Source organism: Micromonospora sp. NPDC000663 (genome assembly GCF_042898105.1).
Classification (GTDB): domain Bacteria; phylum Actinomycetota; class Actinomycetes; order Mycobacteriales; family Micromonosporaceae; genus Micromonospora.
In genome coordinates this window covers 65,457-90,035 of the sequence record NZ_JBIAYR010000001.1, presented here as the reverse complement: position 1 = coordinate 90,035, position 24,579 = coordinate 65,457, and the positions used below count along the sequence as shown (strand labels likewise).

Genomic DNA, 24,579 nt, shown 5'->3' with positions numbered 1-24,579 from the left:
ATGAACCTGCTCGACGAGCTGCGTACCCATCGACTGCTTGCCATCGTGCGCGGCCCCGACCCGGCCGCCGCCCTGACCGCCGTGCTCGCCCTCGCCGAGAGCGGCGTGGCCCTTGTCGAGGTCTCCCTGACCAGCGCCGACGCGCTCGGCGTCATCCGGCGCGCCCGGGCGGCCCTCGGAGCCGACTACGCCCTGGGCGCCGGCACCGTGCTCAGCGCCGAGGACGCGCGGGCGGCGGCCGACGCGGGCGCCGGATTCCTGGTCACCCCGGCGCTCGCGCCGAGCCTCGCCGAGGGCGGCCGTCTCGGGCTGCCGGTGCTCGCCGGCGCGCTCACCCCCACCGAGGTGGTGCAGGCGACAAGCGGTGGGGCCGCCGCCGTCAAGCTCTTCCCGGCCTCCCTCGGCGGCCCCGGCTACCTCGGCGCGCTGCGCGACCCGTTCCCCGGCACCGCCTTCGTGCCGGTCGGCGGGGTCGACGCGGACGGCGCGCGGCGCTACCTGGATCGGGGGGCGGTGGCGGTGGGCGTCGGTTCCCCGCTGCTCGGCGACGCCGTCCGCGGCGGCGACCAGGCGGCGCTGCGCGAGCGCGCCGCGGCCTTCCGCGCGGCGGTACGGCAGTGACCGACCTGCTCACCCTCGGCGAGACGATGGCTGCCTTCCGCACCACCGGGCCGCTGCGGCTGGGCGGCACCGCCGGGATCTCCGTCGCCGGGTCCGAGTCGACTGTGGCCATCGGCCTGGCCCGGCTCGGCCACCGGGCGGCCTGGGTCGGAGTGACAGGCGCGGACGAGCCCGGCGAGCTGGTCCGTCGTACGCTGCGCGCCGAGGGCGTCGACCTGACCTGGGCCCGGGTCGACCCGGCCGCGCCCACGGGGCTGATCCTCTTCGAGGCCCGGGTCGCCGACATCAACCGGGTCACCTACCACCGCGCCGGCTCCGCAGGCTCCCGGCTGCGCCCATCCGACGTCACCCACGCCTTCGACGCGCTCGACGCGCCACCCCGGCTGCTGCACGTCACGGGCATCACCTGCGCGCTTGGCGCCGAGCCGTACGCGGCGGTGGCGCAGGCCGTGCGGCGTGCCCGGGCGGCCGGCGGCACCGTCTGTCTGGACGTCAACCACCGCAGTCGGCTCTGGTCGGTCACCGAGGCCGCCGCCGCGCTACGACCGCTGCTGCCCTCGATCGACCTGGTCGTCGCCTCCGACGACGAACTCGCCGTGCTCACCGACGCCGCCGACCCGGTGGCGGCGCTGCTCTCGGCAGGCGTCCGCGAGGTCGTCGTGAAGCACGGCGCCGACGGGGCGACCAGCCACAGCGGGACCGGCGCGGTGCACCGGCCGGCCCGGACGGTGCCCGTGGTGGATACCGTCGGCGCCGGTGACGCGTTCGTGGCCGGCCTGCTCTCCGGCTGGTTGGACGGCCTCGACGGCCCGGCACGACTGGACCGCGCGGTCACCACAGGCGCGTTCGCGGTCGCCACGAGGGGCGACTGGGAGGGCCTGCCCGACCGTGCGGAACTGGGGCTGCTCGACCACGGCCCCGGCGGTACGGTCCGCTGACGATCCCCTTTTAAGGAGCACCATGGAGCTGACCGAGCCGACCGTCTGGAGCACCGACAGGCTTGAGCTGGGCGAAGGGCTGCGCTGGGTCGACGACAGGCTGGTCCTGGTCGACCTGCTCGCCGGGCGCCTGCTGGAGACCGGCGGCGACGCCCCCGGCACACTGCGCGAGCTGCGCCGCCTCGACGTCCCGCTCGGCGCCGTCGCCCCGGTGGCCGACCGCCCGGGCGAATGGCTGGCCGCCGCCGGGACCGGCGTCACGGTGCTGCCCGCCGCCGGCGACCCCCGACCGGTCGCCGACCTCGTCGGTGACGCGCCCGAGCCGACCCGGATGAACGACGCGGTCGCCGACAGGCACGGCCACTTCTGGGCCGGCAGCATGACGTACGCCGCGGTGCCCGGCGGAGGCACGCTGTACCGGTTGACCCCGGGCGCCGAGCCGGTGCCCGCGGTGACCGGGCTGACCATCCCGAACGGGCCGGCGTTCGACGCCCCCGGCACCACCATGTACCTGGCCGACACACCACGCGGCGAGATCGACAGGTTCACCGTCGACCCCGCCACCGGCACACTGCACGGGCGGGAACCGTTCGTGCGGCTCTCCCCGGGCGACGGCGGCCCCGACGGAATGACTGTCGACGCGGCGGGTCACCTGTGGGTCGCGCTGTGGGGTGGCTCGGCGGTACGCCGCTACCGGCCCGACGGCACCCTCGACCGGGAGATCCGGCTACCTGCCACCCAGCCGGCCGGCATCTGCCTCGGCGGCCCCGACCTGCGCCGACTCTTCATCGGCACCGCCCGAGTGGGCCTGGACGCCCCGGGCGAGGCGGACGGCGCGCTGCTCGCCGTGGACGTCGAGGTCCCCGGCCTGCCCGCCGCGTACGCCACCGCACCCGACGCGAGCTGACCGGAGGCATATCGGACGTCGGGGCGGGAATAGTCCGCCCAGGGACGGCAGCCGACCGGCAGGGGGCGGGACGATGAGCACCGTGGGACGGGCGTCATGAACGGGCCGGTAGGCGACGAGCCGGTAGGCGAGCTGGAGCTGGTGCACACATTCACCGGCCCGATGCCGACCGGGGTGAGCGTCTCGCACTCCGGTCGGATCTTCGTCAACTTCCCCAAGTGGGGCGACGAGGTGCCGGCCACTGTCGTCGAGCTGCGCGACGGCCGGGAGGTGCCCTTCCCCGACCAGGCGTGGAACGACCCGTCGGGTGACGACGACGCGGGCGCGTTCGTGTCGGTGCAGAGCATCGTGGTCGACCCGGCGGACCGGCTCTGGGTGCTGGACACCGGCAGCCCGATGTTCCAGCCGACGAAGCCGGGCGGCCCGAAGCTGGTCCGGGTCGACCTGGACACCGACACGGTCGCCCAGGTGATCACCTTCCCGCCGGACGTGGCGCTGCCGACCACGTACCTCAACGACGTCCGCTTCGACCTGCGGCGCGGCGAGTCGGGGGTCGCGTACATCACCGACTCGGCGAACGCCGGACCGAACGGGATCATCGTGGTGGACCTGGCCAGCGGGGCCTCCTGGCGGCGGCTGCACGACCACCCGTCGACCAAGGCGGAGCCGCTGACGACGTTCCGCCCGGTGGTCGAGAGCCGCCCGTTCCTCGAACGCCCCGCGGACGGGCCACCGAAGCCGGTCTCCATGGGCTCCGACGGCATCGCCATCTCGGCCGACGGCAGCCGGCTGTACTACTGCCCGCTGGCGTCCCGGCACTGGTACAGCGTCTCCGCCGAGGCGCTGGCCGACCCGGCGGCCACCCAGGAGGCGGTCGCCGCGACGGTGGTCGACGAGGGCGACAAGGGCACCGCCTCGGACGGGTTGGAGAGCGACGACGCGGGGCGGCTCTACCTCACCTCGTACGAGCACAACGCGGTGCTGCGGCGACTGCCGGACGGCGGGTACGAGACCCTGGTGCACGACCCGCGACTGCTCTGGCCGGACACCATGTCGGTGGCGACCGACGGGTACCTCTACGTCACCGCCAACCAGCTGCACCGGCAGGCGCAGTACCAGCGGGGCCAGGACCTGCGGCGCCGCCCGTACGCGCTGTTCCGCACCCGCATCGACGCCGGACCGGTGCTGCTGCGGGACCGGTAGGCATGGCCGGTCGGGCGGCCGACTGGACAGCCCTGTTCGTCCCGGACACGCCGCTGCTGGAGATCGTGGTCCGGGGCAGCGTCATGTACCTGGCGCTCTTCACGCTGCTGCGGGTCATCCTCAAGCGGGAGAGCGGCACCACAGGCGTCACCGACCTGCTGGTCATCGTGCTGCTCGCGGACGCCGCCCAGAACGGCATGTCCGGCGGCTACAACTCGATCACCGACGGCGTGCTGCTGGTCGGGGTGATCGTCGGTTGGTCGTACCTGCTCAACGCGATCGCCTACCGCTGGCAGGCCGCGGCCCGACTGATCCGGCCCGGGTCGCTGGTGCTGGTGCGGGACGGGCAGATCCTGCGCCGCAACATGCGCCGGGAGCTGATCACGAACGAGGAACTGCACACCCTGCTCCGCAAGCAGGGCATCGCCGACCTCGCGGGGGTCCGCGAGGTGCGGATGGAGTCCGACGGCGCCTTCAGCGTCACCACCCGTACGCCCGGCCGCCCTCGGGACGACCTGGACGACCCCGGCCACCTCGGCTGACGGGCGGCCTGGGTCGGTGTCAGTCGACCGGCAGGGCGCGGCCCAGCAGGTCGAACAGCGCCACCCAGTGACGCTCGGTGGCCTGCTCGTCGTAGGCCGGGGTGTCGGACATGGTGTAGCCGTGGTGGGCGCCCGCGTACACCTCGGAGCGGTAGCGCACACCCGCGGCGTCGAGCGCCTTCTCCAGCGTGGCGATCTGCTCGGGCGTCATCGACTGGTCGGCGTCGGCGTGGCCGAAGTACAGCTCGCCGGTGATCGAGCCGACGCCCAGGTGCGGGCTGTCCGGCGCGTCGGTGACGATCCGGCCGCCGTGGAAGCTCGCCACCGCGGCGATGCGGTCCGGGTGCGCCTCGATGGCCCGCAGCCCGTTCGTGCCACCCATGCAGTAGCCCGTGATCGCGACCGGGCCCGGCCGGACGTCGTCGCGGGCGGCCAGGAAGTCCAGGAACGCGGCGGTGTCCCGGCTGATCACCTCGGGGGTCAACGCGCCGACCAGAGGCATGATCTTCTGGAAGATCGCGCCGCGCTGGTCGGCGTCACCGAGGCGGGACAGGTCGAACAGGGGTGCCCGGCCGGCCCGGTAGAACAGGTGGGGCGTCAGCACCAGGTAGCCCTGGGCGGCGATCCGCTCGGCCATCTCCACGAGGCGGGGTCGGGGCCCGAAGGCGTCCATGAACAGCAGCACCGCCGGGAACGGGCCGTCGCCGTCGGGCCGGGTGAGGCACGCGTCCGCCGCTCCGTCGCTGGTCGGGATGTCCACAGTCGTCGTCTGCACCGAGCCTCCTCGTACGCCGATCTTGGTCCGTCTGGCACGTTACCCGCCGTGCCCGTGTGCCCGGTCGGCAGCAGTGTGAACGGGGCGTCAAGAATTCGCAGTGGCCCGTCGAAACGGCGTATCGACAGGCGCAGCGCCGCCGCCCGCTGGCGACGATGGGTCCATGAGTCCTTGGCGGATGACGCGCTGGGAACGCGGGAACCTTCCGACCGGCGACGAACCGGACGGCGGCCGGGACGAGCCCGTCACCGGCCCGGCCGGGCCGGAACGGCGGCACGAGGCGCTGGTCAGCGTCCGGCTCGGCCCGTCCGCGCCGGGCAGCCACCTGGTGGAGTACCTGCGGCACGAGCCGTGCGCCGTCGCCGCGTGGTGGATCGCCGCCGACGTCGACGCCGTGGTGCGACTCTCCGCCGACAGCATCACCGTGCTGCACCGCGCGGTGGCGGATCTGCGCCGTCGCGCCGGCGTGGAGGTGGTGGTGGCGAACCACATCCTCCGCGCATTCGATCTGGACACGGCACGCACCGGCACCCGGGCGTGGGCGGAGCCCGCCGCATGAGCCGCACGACCCGCCAGCCGATGACCGCCGCACGGGCGGCACGAGCGGAGAGGACCGACCCGACGGTGGGCGAGGCCCCGATCATCTACGCCGTTCCGGTGCGCGACATCCCGGGACGGCTGGTGCGGACGCTGCGGACCGGCCGTTCGCCGCAGGGCCAGCGGGTGGGCATCGCCTTCACCCGAGCGGACCTGCTGGTCGCCGCGATGGGCGCGGACCAGCGGTGGGAGGAGCTGTGCGAGTCCGCGTTACGCGGCATGCTCCGCCCCCTCGGCATCGACGTGATCCAGGTCGACCCGCTGCTGGTGGCACCGCCGCTCGACCCGGCGCTCCGCGTCGCTCAGGCGCGGACGACGCGCGCCGCGTCGACGATCACGTGGCCGCCGGCGTCCCCGGTACGGATCAGCACGCTCCCGTCGGCCCCCGCAGTGAACGGGTAGGTGCCCAGGGGCCCCCGGACTGACGGGCTCAGGGGCGGTAGCGGTAGCCCATTCCCGGCTCGGTGATGAGGTGCCGGGGGCGGGCCGGGTCGTCCTCCAGCTTTCGCCGCAGTTGCGCCAGGTACTGCCGCAGGTAGTTGGTCTCGTTCTGGTACTCCGGCCCCCACACGTCCTGCAGGAGCTGGCGCTGGCTGACCAGCTTGCCGGGGTGCCGCAGCAGTTTCTCCAGCACACTCCACTGGGTGGGGGTCAGCTTGACCTCGGCGCCGTCGTCGCGCAGCACCCGGTGGTCGGCCAGGTCGACTGTGTGCCGGCCGATCCGCAGTGCGGGCACGGCCTCGCTTGGCGCGCCGAGCCGCCGGGTGACGGCGCGGATGCGGGCCAGCAGTTCCTCCACCCCGAACGGCTTCGTGACGTAGTCGTCCGCACCGGCGTCGAGCGCGGCCACCTTGTCCTCGCTGCCGGCCCGGCCGGACAGCACGATGATCGGCACGGTCGTCCAGCCGCGCAGGCCCCGGATCACCTCCACCCCGTCGATGTCGGGCAGACCGAGGTCCAGCACCACCAGGTCCGGTGGGTGGCTCGCGGCGGCCTTCAACGCGGCGGCACCTGTCGCCGCGACCTCCACGTCGTACCGGCGGGCACGCAGGTTGATCCGCAGGGCGCGCAGGATCTGCGGTTCGTCGTCGACGACCAGGATGCGCGTCATTCCTGCGGCCCCTCCGAGCTGGTCTGCGCGGCAGCGGGCAGCCGCAGCACCATGGTGAGCCCACCGCCGGGCGTGGTCTCCGGGGTGATGCTGCCACCCATCGCCTCGGCCAGCCCTCGGGACAGGGCGAGCCCGAGACCGACACCTGTCTGGTTGTCCCGGTCGCCGAGGCGTTGGAACGGCAGGAAGACGTGCTCCCACTGCTCCTCCGGAATGCCCGGCCCCCGGTCGATGACGCGCAGCTCCACCTGGCCGGCGTGGGCGCTTGCGGTGATCGTCGGTGGCTGGTCGGGCGGGCTGTAGCGCAGCGCGTTTGCCACGATGTTGACGAGCACCCGTTCCAGCAGGCCCGGATCGGCGGTGGCGGCCGGCAGGTCGGCCGGGATGTCGGTGGCGACGGTCGCGGCCGCCGGGCCAAGTTCGTCAAGCGCCAGGGGTACGGCGTCCTCCAGGCCGATGGCCGTCGCCGAGATGCCCAGGACGCCCGCCTGGAGCCGGCTCATGTCGAGCAGGTTGCCGACCAGCCGGGCGAGCCGGTCCAGCGACTCCTCGGCGGTCTCCAGCAACTCCTCGCGGTCGGACTCGTCGAACTCGATGTCGTGACTGCGCAGGCTGGTCACCGCCGCCTTCGCCGACGCCAGTGGCGTACGCAGGTCGTGGCTGACCGCGGCGAGCAGCGCGGTGCGCATCCGGTCCGCCGCCGCGAGGGGCCGGGCGGTGGCGGCCTCCTCGGCGAGGCGTTCCTGGCGCAGCGCGACTGCGGCCTGAGCGGCGAACGCCTCGACGATCCGCCGGTCGGCGGCCTCCAGCCGTCGACCGCTGAGCACGACTGTGATCCGGTCGTCGACGGGTACCGCCGTCTCACCGCCGTCGGGTGTGCAGGCCGGCTGGTCGCCGACGCTTGCCACGACGCACCAGGCGTGCTCCTCGCGTGCCCGCTCCGGGCGACCCCCGGCCTCCTCGGCCAGCTCCAGCACACTCACCGCGCGCAGCCCGAACGTCTCCCGGAGCTGGTCCAGCAGGGCCGGTAGCGGACGTTCGCCGCGCAGGACGCCACCGGCGACGGCGGCGAGGGTCTGCGCGTCGGCGGCGGCCCGCGCTGCCTCCCGGGTACGTCGGGCGGCCACGTCGACGATCCAGCTCACCGCGAGGGCCACGCCGACGAAGACGGCAAGCGCGAGCAGGTTGTCGGCCTCGGCGATGGTGAGCGTCCGGTACGGCGGGGTGAAGAACCAGTTGAGCAGCAGGCTTCCGCCGAGCGCGGCGACCAGGGCCGGCCACACCCCGCCGACAAGCGCGACCCCGACGACTCCGGCGAGGAACAGCAGGATGTCGTTGGTGAGCGTCAGGTCAGGCAGGGTCCTGAGCAGCAGTGTGAGCAGCGGCATGCCCAGCACCGCGAGGCCGAAGCCGAGCAGCCGCCGACGTCGGGACAGCGCGGCCGGTACGGCCGCCGCCCGGCGGCCCTTGCCGGCCTGTTTGTGGGTGACCAGGTGCACGTCGATCGAGCCGGACAGCGCGGTGGTGGTCACCCCGACTCCCCTGGCGAAGATCTGCGCGAGGCGGCCCCGCCGGCTGGCGCCGAGCACCAGCTGGGTGGCGTTCACGCCCTGGGCGAAGTCCAGCAGCGCCGCCGGCACGTCGGTGCCGAGCACCTGGTGGTACGTGCCACCCAGGCTCTCCACGAGCACCCGCTGGCGGGCGAGTTGGGCCGGGTCGACGCCGGCCAGGCCGTCGCTGCGGGCCACGTGCACGGCGAGCAGGTCGGCGCCCTTGCTGCGGGCCGCGACCCGGGCCGCCCGCCTGATCAGCGTCTCGCCCTCCGGCCCACCGGTCAGGGCCACGACGACGCGTTCCCGGGCCTCCCAGGTGGCGGCGATGCCCTGCTGGCTGCGGTATCTGTCGAGCTGCTCGTCGACCTTGTCGGCCAGCCAGAGCAGCGCCAGTTCACGCAGGGCGGTGAGGTTGCCGACCCGGAAGTAGTTGCCGAGCGCGGCGTCGATCTTGTCGGGGCGGTAGATGTTGCCGTGTGCCATCCGGCGGCGCAGCGCCTCCGGGGTCATGTCGACGAGTTCCACCTGCTCGGCGGCGCGGACGATCTCGTCCGGCACGGTCTCCCGCTGGGTCGTCCCGGTGATCTGCGCGACGACGTCGTTCACCGACTCCAGATGCTGCACGTTGACCGTGGACAGGACGTCGATCCCCGCGTCGAGCAGCTCCTGGACGTCCTGCCAGCGCTTGTCGTGCCGGGAACCGGGCACGTTCGTGTGCGCCAACTCGTCGACCACGGCGACCTCCGGCCGGCGGGCCAGCACCGCGTCCAGGTCCATCTCGGTGAACTCGGCGCCGCGGTAGGTCATCGCCCGACGGGGCACCTCCTCCAGGTCGCCGAGCATCGCGGCGGTCTGCTGACGGCCGTGGGTCTCCACGAAACCGATCACCACGTCGGTGCCGCGCGCAGCCCGCCGCTGGGCCTCCTCCAACATGGCGTACGTCTTGCCGACACCGGGGGCCGCCCCGAGATAGATGCGCAGTTCGCCGCGTGGCACGGGTTCCATCCTCCCTGGTCAGATCGGCGGGCGGGGCCGTGCCGGTCGGCACGGCCCCGCTCCCGCGATGATGCTCAGCGCGCCGCGAACTGCTTGTCGAGTGCGAGGTTGAGTTCCAGCACGTTGACGCCGGGCTCACCCATGAAGCCAAGTGCCCGTCCGCCGGTGTGCTCCTCGACGAGCTTGCGGACCGCTGCCGGGTCCGCGCCACGCTCGCGCGCGACCCGGTTCACCTGCAACTCGGCGTACGCCAGGCTGATCTGCGGGTCGAGGCCGCTGCCGCTGGCCGTGACCGCGTCGGCGGGTACCGCCGGGTCGGCCGGCGCGTCGCCCCGGATCGGGGTGACCACCCCGCCGGCCGCCACGTAGTCCTCGCCCGGCTGGGCCAGCTCCACCGGCACCCCTTGGTACGACGCGACGAACGGGGTGGCCGGGGCGGTCTGGTTGACGCTTACCACCCGGGTGACCGGGCCGGTCAGACCGCCGGTGCGGAACACGGCGAGCACGGCGCCCACGCCGTCGTCGGTGCAGTACGGGCGGCTGCCGTCGACGCCGTTGAGTTCGCCGGCCTCCCTGCTACGGGCGCACACCTGGGTGAGCAGGCTCTCGCTGGACTCCTCCGGGTCGGTGGCGATGGTGTCGACGACGCTCTCCGGGCCCAGGTTGCTGGCCGAGGTGGACGTCGGATCGTAGCCGTCGCCGGCCGCCCACGGACGGGACTGGAAGTAGCGCGGGATCGGGTTGCCGTCCGCGTCGGTGAAGGACTGGCCGATCAGGGTGCTGCCGACAGTCGTACCGCCCGAGGTGACAAGCGAGCCGTCGGCCTTGTGGTTGAGGCCGGGCAGCTGACCGACCGCTACCAGGGCCAGCGGGTAGACCAGGCCGAGCAGCACCGTGAAGACGAGCACGGCGCGCAGTGCGGCGAGGTGTTGGGCGATCCAGGTGGGTAGGCGCATCACGAAATCCCCGGGATGAACTGGATGAGCAGGTCGATGAGCTTGATCCCGATGAACGGCACGATGATGCCGCCCAGTCCGTACACCAGCAGGTTGCGGCTGAGCAGCTTCGACGCGGCGGCCGGCCGGTACCGCACGCCGCGCAGGGCGAGCGGGATCAGCGCGATGATCACCAGGGCGTTGAAGATGACGGCGGACAGGATCGCCGACTCCGGGCTGGCCAGCCGCATGATGTTCAGCGCGTCCAGGCTCGGGTAGAGGCCGGCGAACATGGCCGGGATGATCGCGAAGTACTTCGCGATGTCGTTGGAGATGCTGAACGTGGTCAGGGCACCGCGGGTGATCAGCAACTGCTTGCCGATCTCCACGATCTCGATCAGCTTGGTCGGGTCGGAGTCGAGGTCGACCATGTTGCCGGCCTCCTTGGCGGCCGACGTGCCGGTGTTCATCGCCACCCCGACGTCGGCCTGGGCGAGCGCCGGCGCGTCGTTCGTGCCGTCACCTGTCATCGCGACCAGCCGGCCGCCCTCCTGCTCCCGCTTGATCAGCGCGAGCTTGTCCTCAGGCGTCGCCTCGGCCAGGAAGTCGTCCACGCCGGCCTCGTCGGCGATGGCATTCGCGGTACGCGGGTTGTCGCCGGTGATCATCACGGTGCGGATGCCCATCCGGCGCATCTCGTCGAACCGCTCCCGCATGCCGGACTTGACGACGTCCTTGAGGTGGATGACGCCCAACGCTCGGGCTGGCTCACCGTCGACGTGCTCGGCGACGACGAGCGGGGTGCCGCCGGTGCCGCTTATCGCGTCCACGATCTCGCCGACCTGCTCGGTGGGGTGGCCGCCGTTCTCCCGTACCCACTTCATCACCGCGGCGGCGGCGCCCTTGCGGACCCGGCGGGCCGTGCCCACCGCGCCGCCGTCCACGCTGGCGTCCGGGGTCAGGTCGACGCCGCTCATCCGGGTCTGCGCGGTGAACGGCACGAAGGTGGCGTGCGGCATCACCCCGGGTTCGCGTTCGCGCAGCCCGAACTCGTTCTTCGCCAGCACCACCACCGAACGCCCCTCCGGGGTCTCGTCGGCCAGGCTGGACAGCTGCGCGGCGTCGGCCACCGTCGCGGCGTCGACCCCCTCGACCGGTACGAACTCGGCGGCCTGCCGGTTTCCCAGCGTGATGGTGCCGGTCTTGTCCAGCAGCAGGGTGTTGACGTCGCCGGCCGCTTCGACGGCCCGGCCGCTCATGGCCAGGACGTTGCGCTGGACCAGGCGGTCCATGCCGGCGATGCCGATTGCCGAAAGCAACGCGCCGATGGTGGTGGGGATGAGGCAGACCAGCAGCGAGACCAGCACGACACCTGTGACACCGGAACCGGTGATCGCCCCGCTGTCCGGCGCGGCCGCCTGGTACGCCTTGGAGAAGATCGCCAGCGGCTGAAGGGTGACCACAGCCAGCAGGAAGATGATCGTGAGTGCGGCGAGCAGGATGTTCAGCGCGATCTCGTTAGGTGTCTTCTGCCGGTTGGCGCCCTCGACCAGGGCGATCATCCGGTCGATGAAGCTCTCCCCCGGCTTCTGGGTGATCTTCACGATGATCCGGTCGGAGAGCACCCTGGTGCCACCGGTGACCGCGCTGCGGTCACCGCCGGACTCCCTGATGACCGGGGCCGACTCGCCGGTGATCGCCGACTCGTCGACACTGGCGATGCCCTCGACGATGTCGCCGTCGCCCGGGATGATGCCGCCTGCCTCGACGAGCACGATGTCGCCCTGGCGCAGTTGCGGCGCGGGCACCGCCTCGTCTCGGTAGGTGTTCGCGCGGGCGCCCGGCTTCCAGTCGATCAGCCGGGTGGCGATGGTGTCCTGCTTGGCCTGCCGCAGCGCGGCGGCCTGGGCCTTGCCCCGGCCCTCGGCGACCGCCTCGGCCAGGTTGGCGAAGAGCACTGTGAGCCAGAGCCAGACGGTGATCGCCCAGGCGAACACCGACGGGTCGGTCACCGCCAGGACCGTGGTGAAGGCAGCGCCGACCTCCACGATCAGCATCACCGGGTTGCGCCACAGCGTGGTCGGGTTGAGTTTGCGCAGCGCGTCCGGCAGGGACCGGATGAGCTGCTGGGGGTCGAGCAGGCCCCCGCCGACCCGGTTGCCCTGGGTGGCGGGCGTGCCGGGGAGTTGCTCTGTCGGGGCGGACGTGACGGACATGTCCTCGTTCCTCATGGTGGTCAGAGCCCCTCTGCCAGCGGGCCGAGCGCGAGCGCGGGCAGGAAGGTCAGCGCGACGAGGACCACCGTGACGCCGACGACCATGCCGATGAACAGCGGTCGGTGGGTCGGCAGGGTGCCCTCGGACGCGGGGGTGGGTGCCTGGCGGGCCAGCGAGCCGGCCAACGCGAGCACGAAGATGAGCGGCAGGAACCGGCCCAGCAGCATGCACAACCCCAGCGCGGTGTCCCACCAGGTGGTGTTGACGGTGATGCCGCCGAACGCGGAGCCGTTGTTGTTGCTGGCCGAGGTGAACGCATAGAGCACCTCGGAGAGGCCGTGCGGGCCGACGTTGAGCGCTGTCGAGTTGTTGCCGGTGGCGAACGCCGCCGCCGTACCGACGAGCACCAGGATCGGCGTGATGAGGAAGTAGAGCGAGGCGAACTTGATCTCGCGCGACCCGATCTTCTTGCCCAGGTACTCCGGGGTGCGGCCCACCATCAGCCCGGCCACGAAGACCGTGATCACCGCGAGGATGAGCAGGCCGTACAGCCCGGAACCGGTGCCGCCGGGCGCGACCTCGCCGAGCATCATGTTGACCATGGTCATCATGCCGCCGAGCGAGGTGAACGAGTCGTGGAACGAGTTCACCGCACCTGTCGAGGTGAGCGTGGTGGCGGCGGCGAAGGTGGCCGAGTTCGACACGTCGAACCGCACCTCCTTGCCCTCCATCGCCGCACCGACCGCCTGCGGCACCGTGCCGTGGCCGGCCAGCTCGAAGACGTTGGTGATGGCGACGCTGAGGAACGCGAGGATGCCCATCACGGCGGCGATGGCGTAGCCCTGCCGGTTCTGCCCGACCATCCGGCCGAAGACCCGGGGCAGGCTGAACGGAATCAGGAAGATCAAGAAGATCTGCAGCCAGTTCGTCCAGGCTGTGGGGTTCTCGAACGGGTGCGCGCTGTTGACGTTGTAGAAGCCGCCCCCGTTGGTGCCGAGCTCCTTGATCACTTCCTGGCTGGCGACCGGACCACCGGTGATGGTCTGGGTGCCGCCGGTCAGCGTGCTCACGTCGGTGCCGGCGGAGAGGTTCTGCACCACCCCGCCGATCATCAGCGCGATGGCGCCGAGCACCGCGATCGGCAGCAGGATCCGCAACGTGATCCGGGTCAGGTCGACCCAGAAGTTGCCGAGCTGGCCGGTGCGGCTGCGGGCGAAGCCGCGCACCAGCGCGACAGCCACCGCGATGCCGACCGCCGCCGAGACGAAGTTCTGCACGGCCAGGCCGGCCATCTGCACCAGGTGACCCATGGTCGACTCACCCGAGTACGACTGCCAGTTCGTGTTCGTCACGAACGACACTGCCGTGTTCCACGCCCCGTGCGGCACCACCGGGTCGAACCCCAGCGACAACCACAGGTGGTTCTGCACCCGCTGGAACAGGTACAGGAACAGGATCGAGACCGCGGAGAACGCCAGCACGCTGCGGGCGTACACGCCCCAGGTCTGCTCGGCGGCCGGGTTGACCCCGACCAGGCGGAAGATCACCCGCTCGCCCCGCGACTGCCTGGTTCCGGTGACCGCCCGGAACATGTAGTCGCCGAACGGCTTGTAGACAGCGACCAGGGCCGCCACCAGCGTCAGCACGAAGATGACGCCCGCTGTTGTCATGGTCATCAGAAGCGCTCCGGGAACAACAGGGCGAACACCAGGAACGCGCCCAGGACGATCGCGAGCACCAGACCGACGGCGTTTACCGCGTTCACAGCTTCTCCACCGCCCGGACCACCAGGGCGAGCACTGCGAACAGCGCCACCGTGAGGACCACGAACACCACGTCAGACACGCTGACTCCTCTTACCGGAAAGGTTCGTCGCGACCGCCTTCCGGTCGCGCGCCGGGCAAGCAAAGCCCGAGTACACGCCGGATGGCACGGGTCATAACGCGACCGTGACGGCGCCGAACCATTTCTTGATGCGGTTTTCACACGCGCGCCTGATCAGGTGAAATGCGGCACAGACCGCACGGTTGACCAGGGCTGCAGGGTCAGTTGTGCGTCCTTTGCTCTGCTTCAACAGACGCAACAAATGGGCGTCCTAACCGTTGCGCTGGTTGAAGCAGAGCAAAGGACGCGGAGAGACCGTGCGTGACCCGGCGCGGGCGGCGGCTCGGCGCGGGCGGCGGGAGGTGCTGGCGGTGGGAGGTGCTGGCGGTGGGAGGTGCTGGCGGCGGGAGGTGCTGGCGGCGGCTCGGTGCGGGAGGTGCGGGCCGGGTCAGGCCGGGCGGCGGGCCACCAGCACGTCTCGCATGATCGACTGGTCGACCCGGTGCCGCAGCGCGCGGTAGGGCTCGTCGTCCACCACTGTCAGGCCGGCGTCGGCAAGTGCTGCCGCCGCGTCGTCGCGGCTGGCGACGTGGGTGTTCCACGAGATGCCCAGCGCCCCGCCCGGGCGCAACAACCGGGCCCAGACCGGCGCGGCGTCCGCGAGCAGCGCCAGCGGGTCACGCGTCAGACCCTGGTCAGCGGTACGGCTGCCGTGCTGTACGCCGTACGGCGCGTCGGCGACCACCAGGTCGACGGTCTCGGGGCGGAAGAACTCCGCCGAGCGGGTGGTGTCGGCGTTGACGACGTCGAGCAACTGCGTACGGCCCGCCTTGTGCTCCTCGCGGGTCGGCGCCAGCTCGATGCGCACCCGGCGGCCGACCACCTTGCGCTCCCGGCGCACCGGCCCCGACTCCAGCACCCGGTGCTTGATCCGCTTCTGCTTCAGCCAGGTCGTGACGAACGCGCGGTACGCCTCGACGTCCTTCTGGTCGCGCTCGATCCCGGCCGCGTCGAAGCCGTACATCAGCGCCTGGTTGAGGGTGGTGCCGCGACCGCACAGCGGGTCGAGCACCCGGAACCGCCGGCTGGTCAGCTCGCCGGCCCAGTCCGAGGCGAGCAGCGTGACGTTGAGCAGCAGCTTGGTGAACTGCTCATTGGTCTTGCCCGGGTACTTCTGGATGGTGAGCAGGTCGTCGTCGTACCGGTCCAGCCGGCTCCACTCGACCGGGCGCAGCAGCTCGCCGACGATCTCGAACAGCGCGTACCCGGCGGAGAGATTGCCCAGGACGGCGAGGTCATGCTCGGTCAACCCGTCACCGGTGAAGGTGACGTAGGAGGCCCCACCGACCACCTCGGTGTCCAGCTCTCCGAGCCGGCCGTCGAGCGCCGAGCCGCCGAAGATCTCCAACTCGGCCCGGGTCAGGTCGATGGCGGAGCGGGCGTACACCCGGTTGGTGGCGGGCAGGATCAGCAGGCCGTAGCGCGTCATGGTCCGGCGAGTATTCCACAATGCGTCCCGGTGGCCGGGAACCGGAGCGGCATCCGGAGCGACTACCGGTACATGGGGTGTGAGCAGTGGCGGGAGGTCCTGTCCGCGCAGTTGGACGGGGAGGAGACCGCCGCCGAGCGAACGGCGGCGCAGGGGCACCTCGACGGGTGCGCCGAGTGTCGGGCCTGGTTCAGCGCGGCGGCCTCGGTGACCCGCCGTGTTCGTACCCGGGTGGTCACCGACGTCCCAGACCGGACCGACGCGATCCTGGCCGCCGTCGGTGGCAGCGCCGCTGGCGGCGACGCGGTCGCCGACGCCTGTGACACGCCGCCGGCCCGCGGGTCGCGCTGGCGGCCCCGCCTGCCCGGCCGCGCCGGGCTTGTCGTCGGGCTGCGCGCGGCGCTCGGCCTGCTCGGGGCGGTCCAGCTGGTGCTCGGCCTGGCCCAGGTGGGCCGGGGAGCGACAGGCGACCATCTGCACGCGTCCGGCCAGCACCTGTGGCACGAGTCGGCCGCCTGGAACGTGGCGGTCGGCGCCGGCTTCCTCTTCGTGGCGGTACGCCGCAGCCCTCCGGCGGGTCTCCTGCCGATGCTCAGCGCGTTCGTCGGCACGCTCCTGCTGCTCTCGGTCAACGACCTCGCCACCGGCTCGGTGAGTGGCGAGCGCCTGGTCAGCCACGGGTTCCTGGTGTTCGGCTACCTGATCACCGTGCTGCTGTCCCGGCCCGGTCTGCGTCCCGGAGGGCCCGCGCCGCAGCGGCAGCCGACGCCGTCGCGCTGGCGGTTCGGCGCGGACGAGTCCGAACGGCCACTGCGGGTGGTGCACTCCGGGGCGTACCCGGCGCAGGCGGCCGACCGTCACGCCGCCCCGGCCGCGCGGGCCGGTCACGCCGCGCGGGCCGGTCACGCCACGCGTGCCGGTCAGGCCGGCGACCGCCGGGCGGCCTGAGGGGGTACGACCGTTCAGTCCGCCTGCCGCCGGCGGGCCCGGTGGGCACGCAGGTTGGTCGGGAGCCCGCAGACGCGTACGGAGTGCCAGACCCCGCTGTTGTTGCGTGAGCGGTCATAGAACGCGACCTGGCAACGAGGGTTGCGGCAGGTCTTGATCCGGCGGCCGACGTCGGTTAGTTGCGCCTCGAACAGCGCCGCCAGGACGAGGGAGACCAGCAGGTCGGCTCCGGATCCGGCGGGTTCGAGGTGAACCGACCCCTCCCGGTCGAGCCGGAGGGTGGCACCCGCGGGACGAGAGCCGGTCGGCGTCCGGTCGTCCGACGTACCGGTGGTGGGCTGCCCGGACTCCGGTGTGCCACGCAGTCTGGCGTCGATGCCATTTTGCAGGTCGTCGCGAAGGATCCGCAGCGTCCGCAGGCCCGCCGGGTCGAGCGTGACGTCGGGCGCCGGCCGCCCGGTGGCCGTCGACCAGCGGGCGGCGGCATCGCGTGCCCACCCGGTGGCGCTGCTGGGCTCGTCCAGGAGATCCGGTTGGCGCGGCGCACCGGCCGAGATCGTGTTGAGCAGGTCCTGGACGAGCCCGAGGCCGCCTGGTGCGGGCTCGAGGCCGTACCTCGCGGTCGCGGGCCACGGCGGAGTGGACACCGACGGCATTGTCACGTCACTTTCCGATCAGGCCGAGCGCCCCGTACCACAGCGGTCCCGGGTTCACCCAGTCCGGATAGAGCTCCATCATCGCGTCGAAGAACTCAAGGGCCGTCGACTTCTCCGCCAACAGCCGTTCTACGTTAAGCAGGTACCTCCGGGTCTCGTCGATGCTCGACGGGTCGTCCGGGCGGTTGCGGTTCTTGTGGCTGGCGACGACCGCCCGGGGCGCGAGGGCCTCGACGCGGTCGAGGGCCTTGAGCCACTCCCTCAGGCCACCGTTGAGGGTCTCCAGCAGGTACTGGTGGACCCCGTTGTAGACGACGTCGCCGGCCACCACGAGACCGATCGACGGCACGTGCAGAACGGTGGTCTGGTCGCCGTCGGTGTGCCCGGTCTCGACCGGCTGGGCGACGTTGCCTTCGAGCAGGATTCCGCCGGGCGGCACCGGAATGGCATCGACGGGCGACTCCGGGATCAGCCCGGGGAAGACCTTGTCGAACACCTCTTGGCGCCCGACGGTGGCCTGCTGGTGCATGACCTCGATGGTCCCGGGCGTCGCGTAGGTGACGGCGTCGGGGAAGCGCTTGACCAGTTCGGGGGCACCGAACCAGTGGTCGCCGTGCCCGTGGGTGGCGTAGATGGCCGTCAGCCGCTTGCCCGACCGCTCGATCCAGTCTCCCGCCGTCGCGATCTGCTCGTGAGTGAACGGCGGGTCCACCAGCAGCGCCTCCTCGGCTCCCGAGATCAGGGTGGTGGCTGTCGGATTGAAGTGGATAGGCGAACCGTCCGGCATGCGCTGCTCTCCGGCTCGGACCGGGCCGTCCAAGACCAAGACCTCGTACGACAGGGCAGTTGTGGTCATGTCTCCTCCTCGATGACGCGTTCAGCCGCCGGCCGGGTGGGTCGCCGACCCCTCGAACACTGAAATAAGCATAAGCCTTACGGCTATTTCAGCAGCTGCGTTCGCGGGTGGTCTCTGTCACGACCACGCCGACTCGCAGGCCACCGCCGGGGGGGCCGGTGAGGTTCAGCGTCCAGGACGTGACCAGCCGCTGCGGCCATAGTCGGCCGGATCCAGCCGGGCGGTACGGCGGCGGTACTCGGCGGCCATCCCCGGCCAGTTGGTGACGATCCGGCCGGTGGCCGTGCGGTACCAGCTCCGACAGGCGGTCCACACGCTTGCGGCGAGGCGGCGCTGCAGCTCCGCGTCGTAGTCGGCGGCCACCTCGGGGCGTACCTCCAGAGGTTCGCCACCGGCGGCGAGCAGGCTGACCGCCTGCGCGATGTGCCGGGCCTGCGCCTCGTGGAAGTAGATGACCGATGTGTTGCCGGTGTTGGTGTTCGGGCCGTACGTGAGGAAGAGGTTGGGAAAGCCGGGCACGGCCATCCCCAGATACGCGTATGCGCCGTCGCGCCACTCCTCGCTGAGCTGACGGCCGGCACGGCCGGTGACACGGATCGGCACCAGAAAGTCGGTGGCCGCGAAGCCGGTGCCATAGACCAGCACGTCGCAGGGATGGTCCCGGCCGTCGGCGGTGCGGACGCCGTCCTCGGTCACCTCGACGATCGCCTCGGTGACCAGCTCGACATCTTCCCGGCCCAGGGCGGGCAGCCAGTCGTTGGTGAACAGGACCCGTTTGCAGCCCATCGGCTCCACCGGAGTGATCCTGGCGCGCAGTTCCGGGTCGCGTACCTGCCACCACCGCTGCGCCCGCGAGAGGCCTCGCAGCACCGCCGCGGCGGCGCGGTTGCCTGTCACCGCCAGCCCGGTGACCACGGTGGCCGACCAGAACGCGGCCCGGGGCACCCGCATCAGCGCCGGCACCCGCTGGTAGAGGGCCCGGCCCAGCCGCCCGTGCCGGCGGTCCGGCTTGGGTAGCGTCCAGGGCGGAGTGCGCTGGAAGACGGTGACCCGGGCCGCCCGGTCCGCGATGGCCGGCACCAGCTGCACCGCGCTGGCGCCGGTGCCGATCACCGCCACCCGGGCGCCGTCCAGCCGTACCGCCGGGTCCCACCGTGCCGTGTGCATCGCCGGCCCGGCGAACCGCTGCGTGCCCGGCAGCGCCGGCACCACCGGCCGCGAAAGCTGCCCGACCGCCGGGACCAGGACGTCCGCCGTCAGTTCCGCGCCATCGGCGGTACGCAGCCGCCAGCACGCGCCGGCCTCGTCCCACGACGCGTCGGTGACCTCGGTACGCAACCGCACGCTGTCGGCCAGCCCCAGCTCGGCCACGCAGCGGTGCAGGTAATCCAAGATCTCCGAGTGCGGCGGAAAGCGCCGCGACCAGTCCGGGTTCAGCGCGAAGGAGTAGGAGTAGAGCGGCGCCGGGATGTCACAGGCGCAGCCCGGGTAGGTGTTGTCGCGCCAGACGCCGCCGATCCGGTCGGCCCGCTCCAGCAGCACCACATCCGCGTCGCCGGCGCGGCGCAGCGCGGCGGCCACCGCCACCCCGCCGAACCCGGAGCCGATGATCGCCACCCGCACCCGACCGGGAGATTGGGCGGTCGCTGCGCTGTCGGTCATGGCGGGCTCCCTCGGCGGTGCGGCCGACCGTAACAGCTTGTTGACAGCGCGCCAACGACTACGCGGGAGGGCCGCCCGGGCGTACCGCACTGTCGCCGGCGATGACCTGCGGGACGACCTGTTCCACGATGGTCAGCAGGGTGGTGGTAAGCAGCAGGTGCACCTGGGCACGGGTCAGCGCGCCGCGCTGGAGCCACTCCCGGGCGGTGGACGTCGCCAGCCCGCAGTACGCCCGGACCATCCCCCGCAACTCCTCGTGGTCCTCTGCCTCCTCGGCCAGCCCGACGGCGACGAGCATCCGGTCGGCGGCGACCTCCTCGGCCTCGGCGAGCACCCGTTCCACGTCGGCGTCGCCGCCCATCCCCCGCGCCGTGACGGCGGCCAGCCAGGAGGTGCTGTGCCGCGACACCACGTCGAGGAACCAGGAGACACTGGCATCGACCCGGGTACGCAGATCGCCCTTGGGTAGCCGCTCCACCGCTACCTCCGGGATGGTCACCATGACCCGCACGACCTCCAGGTAGAGGTCCTTCTTGGTGCCGAAGTAGTGGTTGACCAAGCCCCGGGCGACGCCCGCCTCCCGGGCGACGTCGGTAGTCGACACGTCCGCGTACGGGCGCTCGCCGAACAGCCGGACAGCGCAGGCCAGGATCTGCCCGCGCCGGGCGTCCGGCTCCAACCTGCGGCGGCGCGGAGCCGTCTCGACACTCATCTGCCCGACCCTATCGGCAGCTCACGCCGCCGGCTTCGGCATCGACGTCCCCCGTGCCCTGTCGGAGCCGCCCGCCTCGAGGCCGCGCCGACCGATCAACGGCGGAACCTCTCGATCGCGTCGGGGGTCACCGGAGTGAAGAAGTTGACCAGGTTGCCGTCCGGGTCGCGGAAGAGCAGTGCCGGTTACCCCAGGGCATGGTCGTGGGCTCGTTCACGAAGTCCTCCACCACGCCTTCAGCCTCTCGTAGAGCGCGGCCACCTCGTCCACGCACGCGAGACCTCTGCCGGGCTCGTTCGAGCCGCCCGCCGGAAACGATCCGGCCGGGCACCTTCTCAGGTCGATGGCACGAGCGCCGTACCAGCATGCGGTGTCGCTGCGAATACAAGCAGAGAGTCTCGACTGGATGCCCGGCGTGCTCGCCGCGCTCGACCTGACGTTCGTCATCGAACGCCCGGACGAGCTCCGCGACCCCGTCGTCGCACTCGCCGAGCGGCTCGCGGCCTCGGCACGACATGATGCGGCCCGCAGCTAGTGCTCTGACCGGGCGCTCCTGACCTAGGACTCATGAGGGCGAGAGCATCTCCTGAAGGATGCGCTGCAGCTCGGTGCGGTCCTGGGGGGTGATCCTGGCCAACCTGCGGTCGTACTCCGCCGCGAGGGCTGCAAGTGCACGATCCCGCCACTCTCACAAGGATCCGCGCTGGCGCCGGTGTGGCGCCATGGCACGATCCTCGCCCATCGGCAGGAGTTGAGGTGGGCCCTGGCGTGTGAGGGTGGGTGGATGCACCCTGGAGACCCGGACTGGCTCGCTCACTCGCGGCGCGGTGATGGACCGCCGCTGGTGCTCATTCACGGCATCGGTAGTCGGTGGCAGGTCTGGGAGCCGGTGCTCGACGAGGTGGCCCGGCACCGCGACGTCATCGCGCTGGACCTGCCCGGCTTCGGCGCCTCCCCGCCGTGGCCCGAGCCACCGAAGCCACCAGGCCCGCCACAACCACCGGAGCCGTTGGCGCGGGCGACCCCCGGTTCGGTGGAGCACCTGGCGGATCGGGTCGTGGCGTTCCTGGACGCGCTGGGCGTGCGACGGCCCGCAGTTGCCGGCAACTCGCTCGGCGGCGGCATCGCGTTGGAGTTGGGGCGACGCGGGCCTGCCCACTCGGTGACCGCGTTCTCGCCCGTCGGGTTCTGGGGGCCGGTCGGGCGACGCTGGTGCCAACTGGCTGTCGGCGGGGCCCGGTCGGCGGTCGGCGGGCTGCGGCCGGCACTGCCCCGCCTGCTGGCGAGCAGGGCCGGGCGGGTGGCGTTCTGCGGCCTCTTCTACGGCCACCCCGGTCACCTCGACCCCGACGAGTGCGTCGACTCGGCGACCGCGCTTGCCGACGCGCCAGGCTTCGCAATGGTGCGCGCCGCGTTCGCCGGATGGCAGCTGCGTCGAGAGACAGCGGGCACGCTCGACGACATTCCCGTGACCGTCGCCTGGGGTACGCGCGATCTCGTGTTGCCGTACCCCACTCAGGCCCGGCGGGCCCGCGCAGCGCTGCCGGCGGCCCGGCACGTGCCGCTGCCGGGCTGCGGACATCTGCCCTTCGCGGACGACCCGAAAGCCTGTGCCCGGCTGCTGATCGAGACTTATTGACATGCCGCCAACAGCGCGCGAGGGTGATGCACATGCCGACGACCGATGGCTCCCCCTCGCCCTGGCGTGAGCCGGAGCACGACGACCTGGCCGAGTTGGCCCGCACCTTCTTCACCAAGGAGGTGCTGCCGCACACCGACCGCCTGCTGGCGCAGGGCCACCCGGACCGCGAGCACTACCGGCGCGCCGGTGAGCTGGGGTTGCTCGGCCTGTCCGTCCCCGAGGAGTACGGCGGCGGGGGCGGCGGCTTCACCCACGAGGCCGTGTTGCTGCACGAGCAGGCGTACACCGGGGAGAGCAGCCTCGGCCTGGCCGTCCACAGTGGCATCGTCACCGGCTACCTCGTGGCGTACGGCAGCGAGGAGCAGAAGCGACGGTGGCTGCCCGGCCTGTGCAGCGGCGAGCTGGTCGGCGCGATAGCGATGACCGAGCCGGACGGCGGCTCGGACCTCCAGGCGATGCGGACGCGGGCCGTCCGCGACGGCGACGACTACCTGGTCAGCGGCGCGAAGACGTTCATCACCAACGGCGGCGTGGCCGATGTGATCATCATGGCGGTGAAGACCGACCCCGAGCAGCGGGCGGCAGGCATCTCCCTGCTGGTCTGCGAGGTGGGCGACGATCCGGAGGGTTTCCGCAGGGGTCGGCTGCTGTCCAAGATCGGGCTGCACGGCAACGACACCGCCGAGCTGTTCTTCGACGAGTTCCGGGTGCCGGCGGCCAACCTGCTCGGCGGCGCCGAGGGGCTGGGCTTCATCCAGATGATGCAGCAGCTGCCGCAGGAGCGACTGGTGATCGGCGTGGGCGCGGTCGCCGCCATGGAACGCGCGGTCGAGCTGACCGTCGCGTACGCCAAGGAGCGCAGCGCCTTCGGCAAGACGCTGATGGGGCACCAGAACACCAGGATGGTGCTCGCCGAGTGCGCCACCCGCGCCCGGGTAAGCCGGGTCTTCCTGGACGACTGCATCGTCCGGCACAGCCGAGGTGACCTGGACGTGGCGACCGCCGCGATGGCGAAGTCGTGGCTCACCGAAGGCCAGTGCGAGGTCGTCGACCGCTGCCTGCAGATCTTCGGCGGCTACGGCTACACGACGGAGTACCCGATCGCCCGCATGTACGCCGACGCCCGCGTCCAGAAGATCTACGGCGGCACCAACGAGATCATGAAGGAGCTGATCGCCCGTGCCCTCTGAGGCGTACGTCTATGACGCGGTGCGCACCCCGCGCGGACGCGGCCGGGACACCGGCGCGCTGCACGGGGTCAAGCCGATCTCCCTTGTCGTCGGCCTGATCGACGCGCTGCGCGAGCGCAACCCCGGCCTGGACGTCGGCCGGTTGGAGGATCTGCTTCTCGGCATCGTCACCCCGGTCGGCGAACAGGGCGGCGACCTGGCACGGGCGGCGGCGCTGCTGGCCGGGCTGCCGGACGAGGTGGGCGGGGTGCAGCTCAACAGGTTCTGCGCCTCCGGGCTGGAGGCGGTCAACTCCGCCGCCGCGCGGATCCGTTCCGGCTGGGAACACCTGCTGCTGGCCGGCGGGGTGGAGTCGATGTCCCGGGTGCCGATGGGCACCGACGGCGCGGCCTGGGCCACCGACCCGCAGACCGCGCTTGCCACGTCGTTCGTGCCGCAGGGCGTGAGCGCCGACCTGATCGCCACCCTGGAGGGCTTCACCCGCGACGACGTGGACGGCTATGCGGTGCGGTCGCAGGAACGGGCCGCCAAGGCATGGGCCGGCGGGCACTTCGCGCGCTCGGTGGTGCCGGTCCGGGACGGCAACGGGCTGGACATCCTCACCGTGGACGAGCATCTGCGCCCGGAGACCACCAGGGAGGCGTTGGCGAAGCTCACCCCGTCCTTCGCGACGATGGGCGAGGCGGCCGGCTTCGACGCGGTGGCGTTGCAGAAGTTCCACTGGCTGGAGGCGATCGAGCACGTCCACCACGCGGGCAACTCGTCGGGCATCGTGGACGGCGCGGCGCTGGTGCTGGTCGGCTCGGAGCAGGTCGGCCGGGACCTCGGTCTCACCCCGCGCGCCCGGATCGTCGGCGCGGCGGTCACCGGCGCCGACCCGACGCTGATGCTGACCGGCCCGATCCCGGCCACCCACAAGGCGCTCGCCGCCGCCGGGTTGACGCTCGACGACATCGACCTGTTCGAGATCAACGAGGCGTTCGCGGCGGTGGTGCTCAAGTACGTCCGCGACCTGGGCCTCGACCCGGACCTGGTGAACGTCAACGGCGGCGCGATCGCCCTGGGCCACCCACTCGGCGCGACCGGAGCGATGCTGCTCGGTACGGCGTTGGACGAGTTGGAGCGCCGCGACCTGCGCCGCGCCGTCGTGACCCTGTGCATCGGCGGCGGCATGGGCGTCGCCACCGTTCTCGAGCGCTGCTGACC

24 protein-coding genes are annotated in these 24,579 nt (G+C 72.1%); 12 read left to right on the top strand and 12 right to left on the bottom strand.

Translation table 11 applies throughout. From position 1 onward, the window contains the following. The 5 genes from ACFY1S_RS00430 (at nucleotide 1) to ACFY1S_RS00410 (ending at nucleotide 4,211) form a co-directional block, all read left to right on the top strand. A complete protein-coding gene (locus ACFY1S_RS00430; protein ID WP_387111101.1) occupies nucleotides 1-621 on the top strand; it encodes a bifunctional 4-hydroxy-2-oxoglutarate aldolase/2-dehydro-3-deoxy-phosphogluconate aldolase in 621 nt (206 codons plus the stop codon). After that, the gene (locus tag ACFY1S_RS00425) at nucleotides 618-1,559 is read left to right on the top strand and encodes a sugar kinase (protein ID WP_387111098.1); all 942 of its coding nucleotides are present in this window, start codon (nucleotides 618-620) and stop codon (nucleotides 1,557-1,559) included. Before ACFY1S_RS00430 ends, ACFY1S_RS00425 begins: the two co-directional genes overlap by 4 nt. Before the next feature lie 22 nt (nucleotides 1,560-1,581). After that, nucleotides 1,582-2,466 carry an SMP-30/gluconolactonase/LRE family protein gene (locus ACFY1S_RS00420; protein ID WP_387111096.1) on the top strand — a complete coding sequence of 295 codons (885 nt, stop codon included), beginning with the start codon at nucleotides 1,582-1,584 and terminating at the stop codon, nucleotides 2,464-2,466. Nucleotides 2,467-2,562: 96 nt separating this feature from the next. Then, entirely contained in the window at nucleotides 2,563-3,669 is a 1,107-nt protein-coding gene (locus ACFY1S_RS00415; RefSeq protein WP_387111094.1) for an L-dopachrome tautomerase-related protein, read from the top strand. 2 nt (nucleotides 3,670-3,671) lie between these two features. Then, nucleotides 3,672-4,211, top strand: a complete 540-nt coding sequence (locus tag ACFY1S_RS00410; protein ID WP_387111091.1) for a DUF421 domain-containing protein — start codon at nucleotides 3,672-3,674, stop codon at nucleotides 4,209-4,211. Nucleotides 4,212-4,230: 19 nt separating this feature from the next. Here ACFY1S_RS00410 and ACFY1S_RS00405 read toward each other — a convergent pair whose 3' ends face one another. After that, nucleotides 4,231-4,986 carry a dienelactone hydrolase family protein gene (locus ACFY1S_RS00405; RefSeq protein WP_387111088.1) on the bottom strand — a complete coding sequence of 252 codons (756 nt, stop codon included), beginning with the start codon at nucleotides 4,984-4,986 and terminating at the stop codon, nucleotides 4,231-4,233. A gap of 163 nt (nucleotides 4,987-5,149) precedes the next feature. Here ACFY1S_RS00405 and ACFY1S_RS00400 point away from each other — a divergent pair, with 163 nt between their 5' ends. After that, the gene (locus tag ACFY1S_RS00400) at nucleotides 5,150-5,545 is read left to right on the top strand and encodes a hypothetical protein (protein WP_387111085.1); all 396 of its coding nucleotides are present in this window, start codon (nucleotides 5,150-5,152) and stop codon (nucleotides 5,543-5,545) included. Further along, complete coding sequence (locus ACFY1S_RS00395) at nucleotides 5,542-5,985, top strand: SAV_915 family protein (RefSeq protein ID WP_387111082.1); 444 nt, start codon at nucleotides 5,542-5,544, stop codon at nucleotides 5,983-5,985. The genes ACFY1S_RS00400 and ACFY1S_RS00395 overlap by 4 nt, the downstream gene beginning before the upstream one ends. A gap of 28 nt (nucleotides 5,986-6,013) precedes the next feature. Here ACFY1S_RS00395 and ACFY1S_RS00390 read toward each other — a convergent pair whose 3' ends face one another. From ACFY1S_RS00390 to ACFY1S_RS00360, 7 genes are all read right to left on the bottom strand, one after another. Further along, complete coding sequence (locus ACFY1S_RS00390; RefSeq protein WP_354816600.1) at nucleotides 6,014-6,694, bottom strand: response regulator; 681 nt, start codon at nucleotides 6,692-6,694, stop codon at nucleotides 6,014-6,016. Further along, nucleotides 6,691-9,243 carry a DUF4118 domain-containing protein gene (locus ACFY1S_RS00385; protein ID WP_387111078.1) on the bottom strand — a complete coding sequence of 851 codons (2,553 nt, stop codon included), beginning with the start codon at nucleotides 9,241-9,243 and terminating at the stop codon, nucleotides 6,691-6,693. Before ACFY1S_RS00385 ends, ACFY1S_RS00390 begins: the two co-directional genes overlap by 4 nt. Nucleotides 9,244-9,317: 74 nt before the next feature. Next, entirely contained in the window at nucleotides 9,318-10,199 is an 882-nt protein-coding gene (locus ACFY1S_RS00380) for a potassium-transporting ATPase subunit C (RefSeq protein ID WP_387111075.1), read from the bottom strand. After that, nucleotides 10,199-12,394, bottom strand: a complete 2,196-nt coding sequence (gene kdpB / locus ACFY1S_RS00375; protein ID WP_387111072.1) for a potassium-transporting ATPase subunit KdpB — start codon at nucleotides 12,392-12,394, stop codon at nucleotides 10,199-10,201. Before kdpB ends, ACFY1S_RS00380 begins: the two co-directional genes overlap by 1 nt. A gap of 20 nt (nucleotides 12,395-12,414) precedes the next feature. Further along, nucleotides 12,415-14,070, bottom strand: coding sequence for a potassium-transporting ATPase subunit KdpA (gene kdpA / locus ACFY1S_RS00370; RefSeq protein ID WP_387111069.1), 1,656 nt, complete (start codon nucleotides 14,068-14,070; stop codon nucleotides 12,415-12,417). Further along, a complete protein-coding gene (gene kdpF / locus ACFY1S_RS00365) occupies nucleotides 14,070-14,159 on the bottom strand; it encodes a K(+)-transporting ATPase subunit F (RefSeq protein ID WP_036390805.1) in 90 nt (29 codons plus the stop codon). The genes kdpA and kdpF overlap by 1 nt, the downstream gene beginning before the upstream one ends. 507 nt (nucleotides 14,160-14,666) lie before the next feature. After that, a complete protein-coding gene (locus tag ACFY1S_RS00360) occupies nucleotides 14,667-15,707 on the bottom strand; it encodes a TRM11 family SAM-dependent methyltransferase (protein ID WP_387111066.1) in 1,041 nt (346 codons plus the stop codon). Nucleotides 15,708-15,779: 72 nt separating this feature from the next. Here ACFY1S_RS00360 and ACFY1S_RS00355 point away from each other — a divergent pair, with 72 nt between their 5' ends. After that, on the top strand, nucleotides 15,780-16,655 hold the full coding sequence (locus tag ACFY1S_RS00355; RefSeq protein ID WP_387114158.1) for a zf-HC2 domain-containing protein: 876 nt from the start codon (nucleotides 15,780-15,782) through the stop codon (nucleotides 16,653-16,655). A 14-nt stretch (nucleotides 16,656-16,669) separates the two neighbouring features. Here ACFY1S_RS00355 and ACFY1S_RS00350 read toward each other — a convergent pair whose 3' ends face one another. From ACFY1S_RS00350 to ACFY1S_RS00335, 4 genes are all read right to left on the bottom strand, one after another. Then, the gene (locus tag ACFY1S_RS00350) at nucleotides 16,670-17,311 is read right to left on the bottom strand and encodes a CGNR zinc finger domain-containing protein (protein WP_387111063.1); all 642 of its coding nucleotides are present in this window, start codon (nucleotides 17,309-17,311) and stop codon (nucleotides 16,670-16,672) included. Nucleotides 17,312-17,318: 7 nt separating this feature from the next. Next, nucleotides 17,319-18,167 carry an MBL fold metallo-hydrolase gene (locus tag ACFY1S_RS00345; protein ID WP_387111060.1) on the bottom strand — a complete coding sequence of 283 codons (849 nt, stop codon included), beginning with the start codon at nucleotides 18,165-18,167 and terminating at the stop codon, nucleotides 17,319-17,321. Between the two features lie 165 nt (nucleotides 18,168-18,332). After that, complete coding sequence (locus ACFY1S_RS00340; protein WP_387111057.1) at nucleotides 18,333-19,829, bottom strand: flavin-containing monooxygenase; 1,497 nt, start codon at nucleotides 19,827-19,829, stop codon at nucleotides 18,333-18,335. A 58-nt stretch (nucleotides 19,830-19,887) separates the two neighbouring features. Next, nucleotides 19,888-20,541, bottom strand: a complete 654-nt coding sequence (locus tag ACFY1S_RS00335; RefSeq protein ID WP_387111054.1) for a TetR/AcrR family transcriptional regulator — start codon at nucleotides 20,539-20,541, stop codon at nucleotides 19,888-19,890. A gap of 343 nt (nucleotides 20,542-20,884) precedes the next feature. Between ACFY1S_RS00335 and ACFY1S_RS00330 the strand changes: the two genes are divergently transcribed. The 4 genes from ACFY1S_RS00330 to ACFY1S_RS00315 all read left to right on the top strand — a co-directional run bounded on the left by ACFY1S_RS00330 (nucleotide 20,885) and on the right by ACFY1S_RS00315 (nucleotide 24,577). Further along, complete coding sequence (locus ACFY1S_RS00330; protein ID WP_387111051.1) at nucleotides 20,885-21,076, top strand: hypothetical protein; 192 nt, start codon at nucleotides 20,885-20,887, stop codon at nucleotides 21,074-21,076. 309 nt (nucleotides 21,077-21,385) lie between these two features. Next, nucleotides 21,386-22,180: an alpha/beta fold hydrolase gene (locus ACFY1S_RS00325; protein WP_387111048.1), complete on the top strand. Its 795-nt coding sequence runs from the start codon at nucleotides 21,386-21,388 to the stop codon at nucleotides 22,178-22,180. A gap of 26 nt (nucleotides 22,181-22,206) precedes the next feature. Then, complete coding sequence (locus tag ACFY1S_RS00320; protein ID WP_387111045.1) at nucleotides 22,207-23,373, top strand: acyl-CoA dehydrogenase family protein; 1,167 nt, start codon at nucleotides 22,207-22,209, stop codon at nucleotides 23,371-23,373. Beyond that, nucleotides 23,363-24,577, top strand: a complete 1,215-nt coding sequence (locus ACFY1S_RS00315) for an acetyl-CoA C-acetyltransferase (protein ID WP_387111042.1) — start codon at nucleotides 23,363-23,365, stop codon at nucleotides 24,575-24,577. Before ACFY1S_RS00320 ends, ACFY1S_RS00315 begins: the two co-directional genes overlap by 11 nt. Nucleotides 24,578-24,579: the final 2 nt, after the last annotated feature.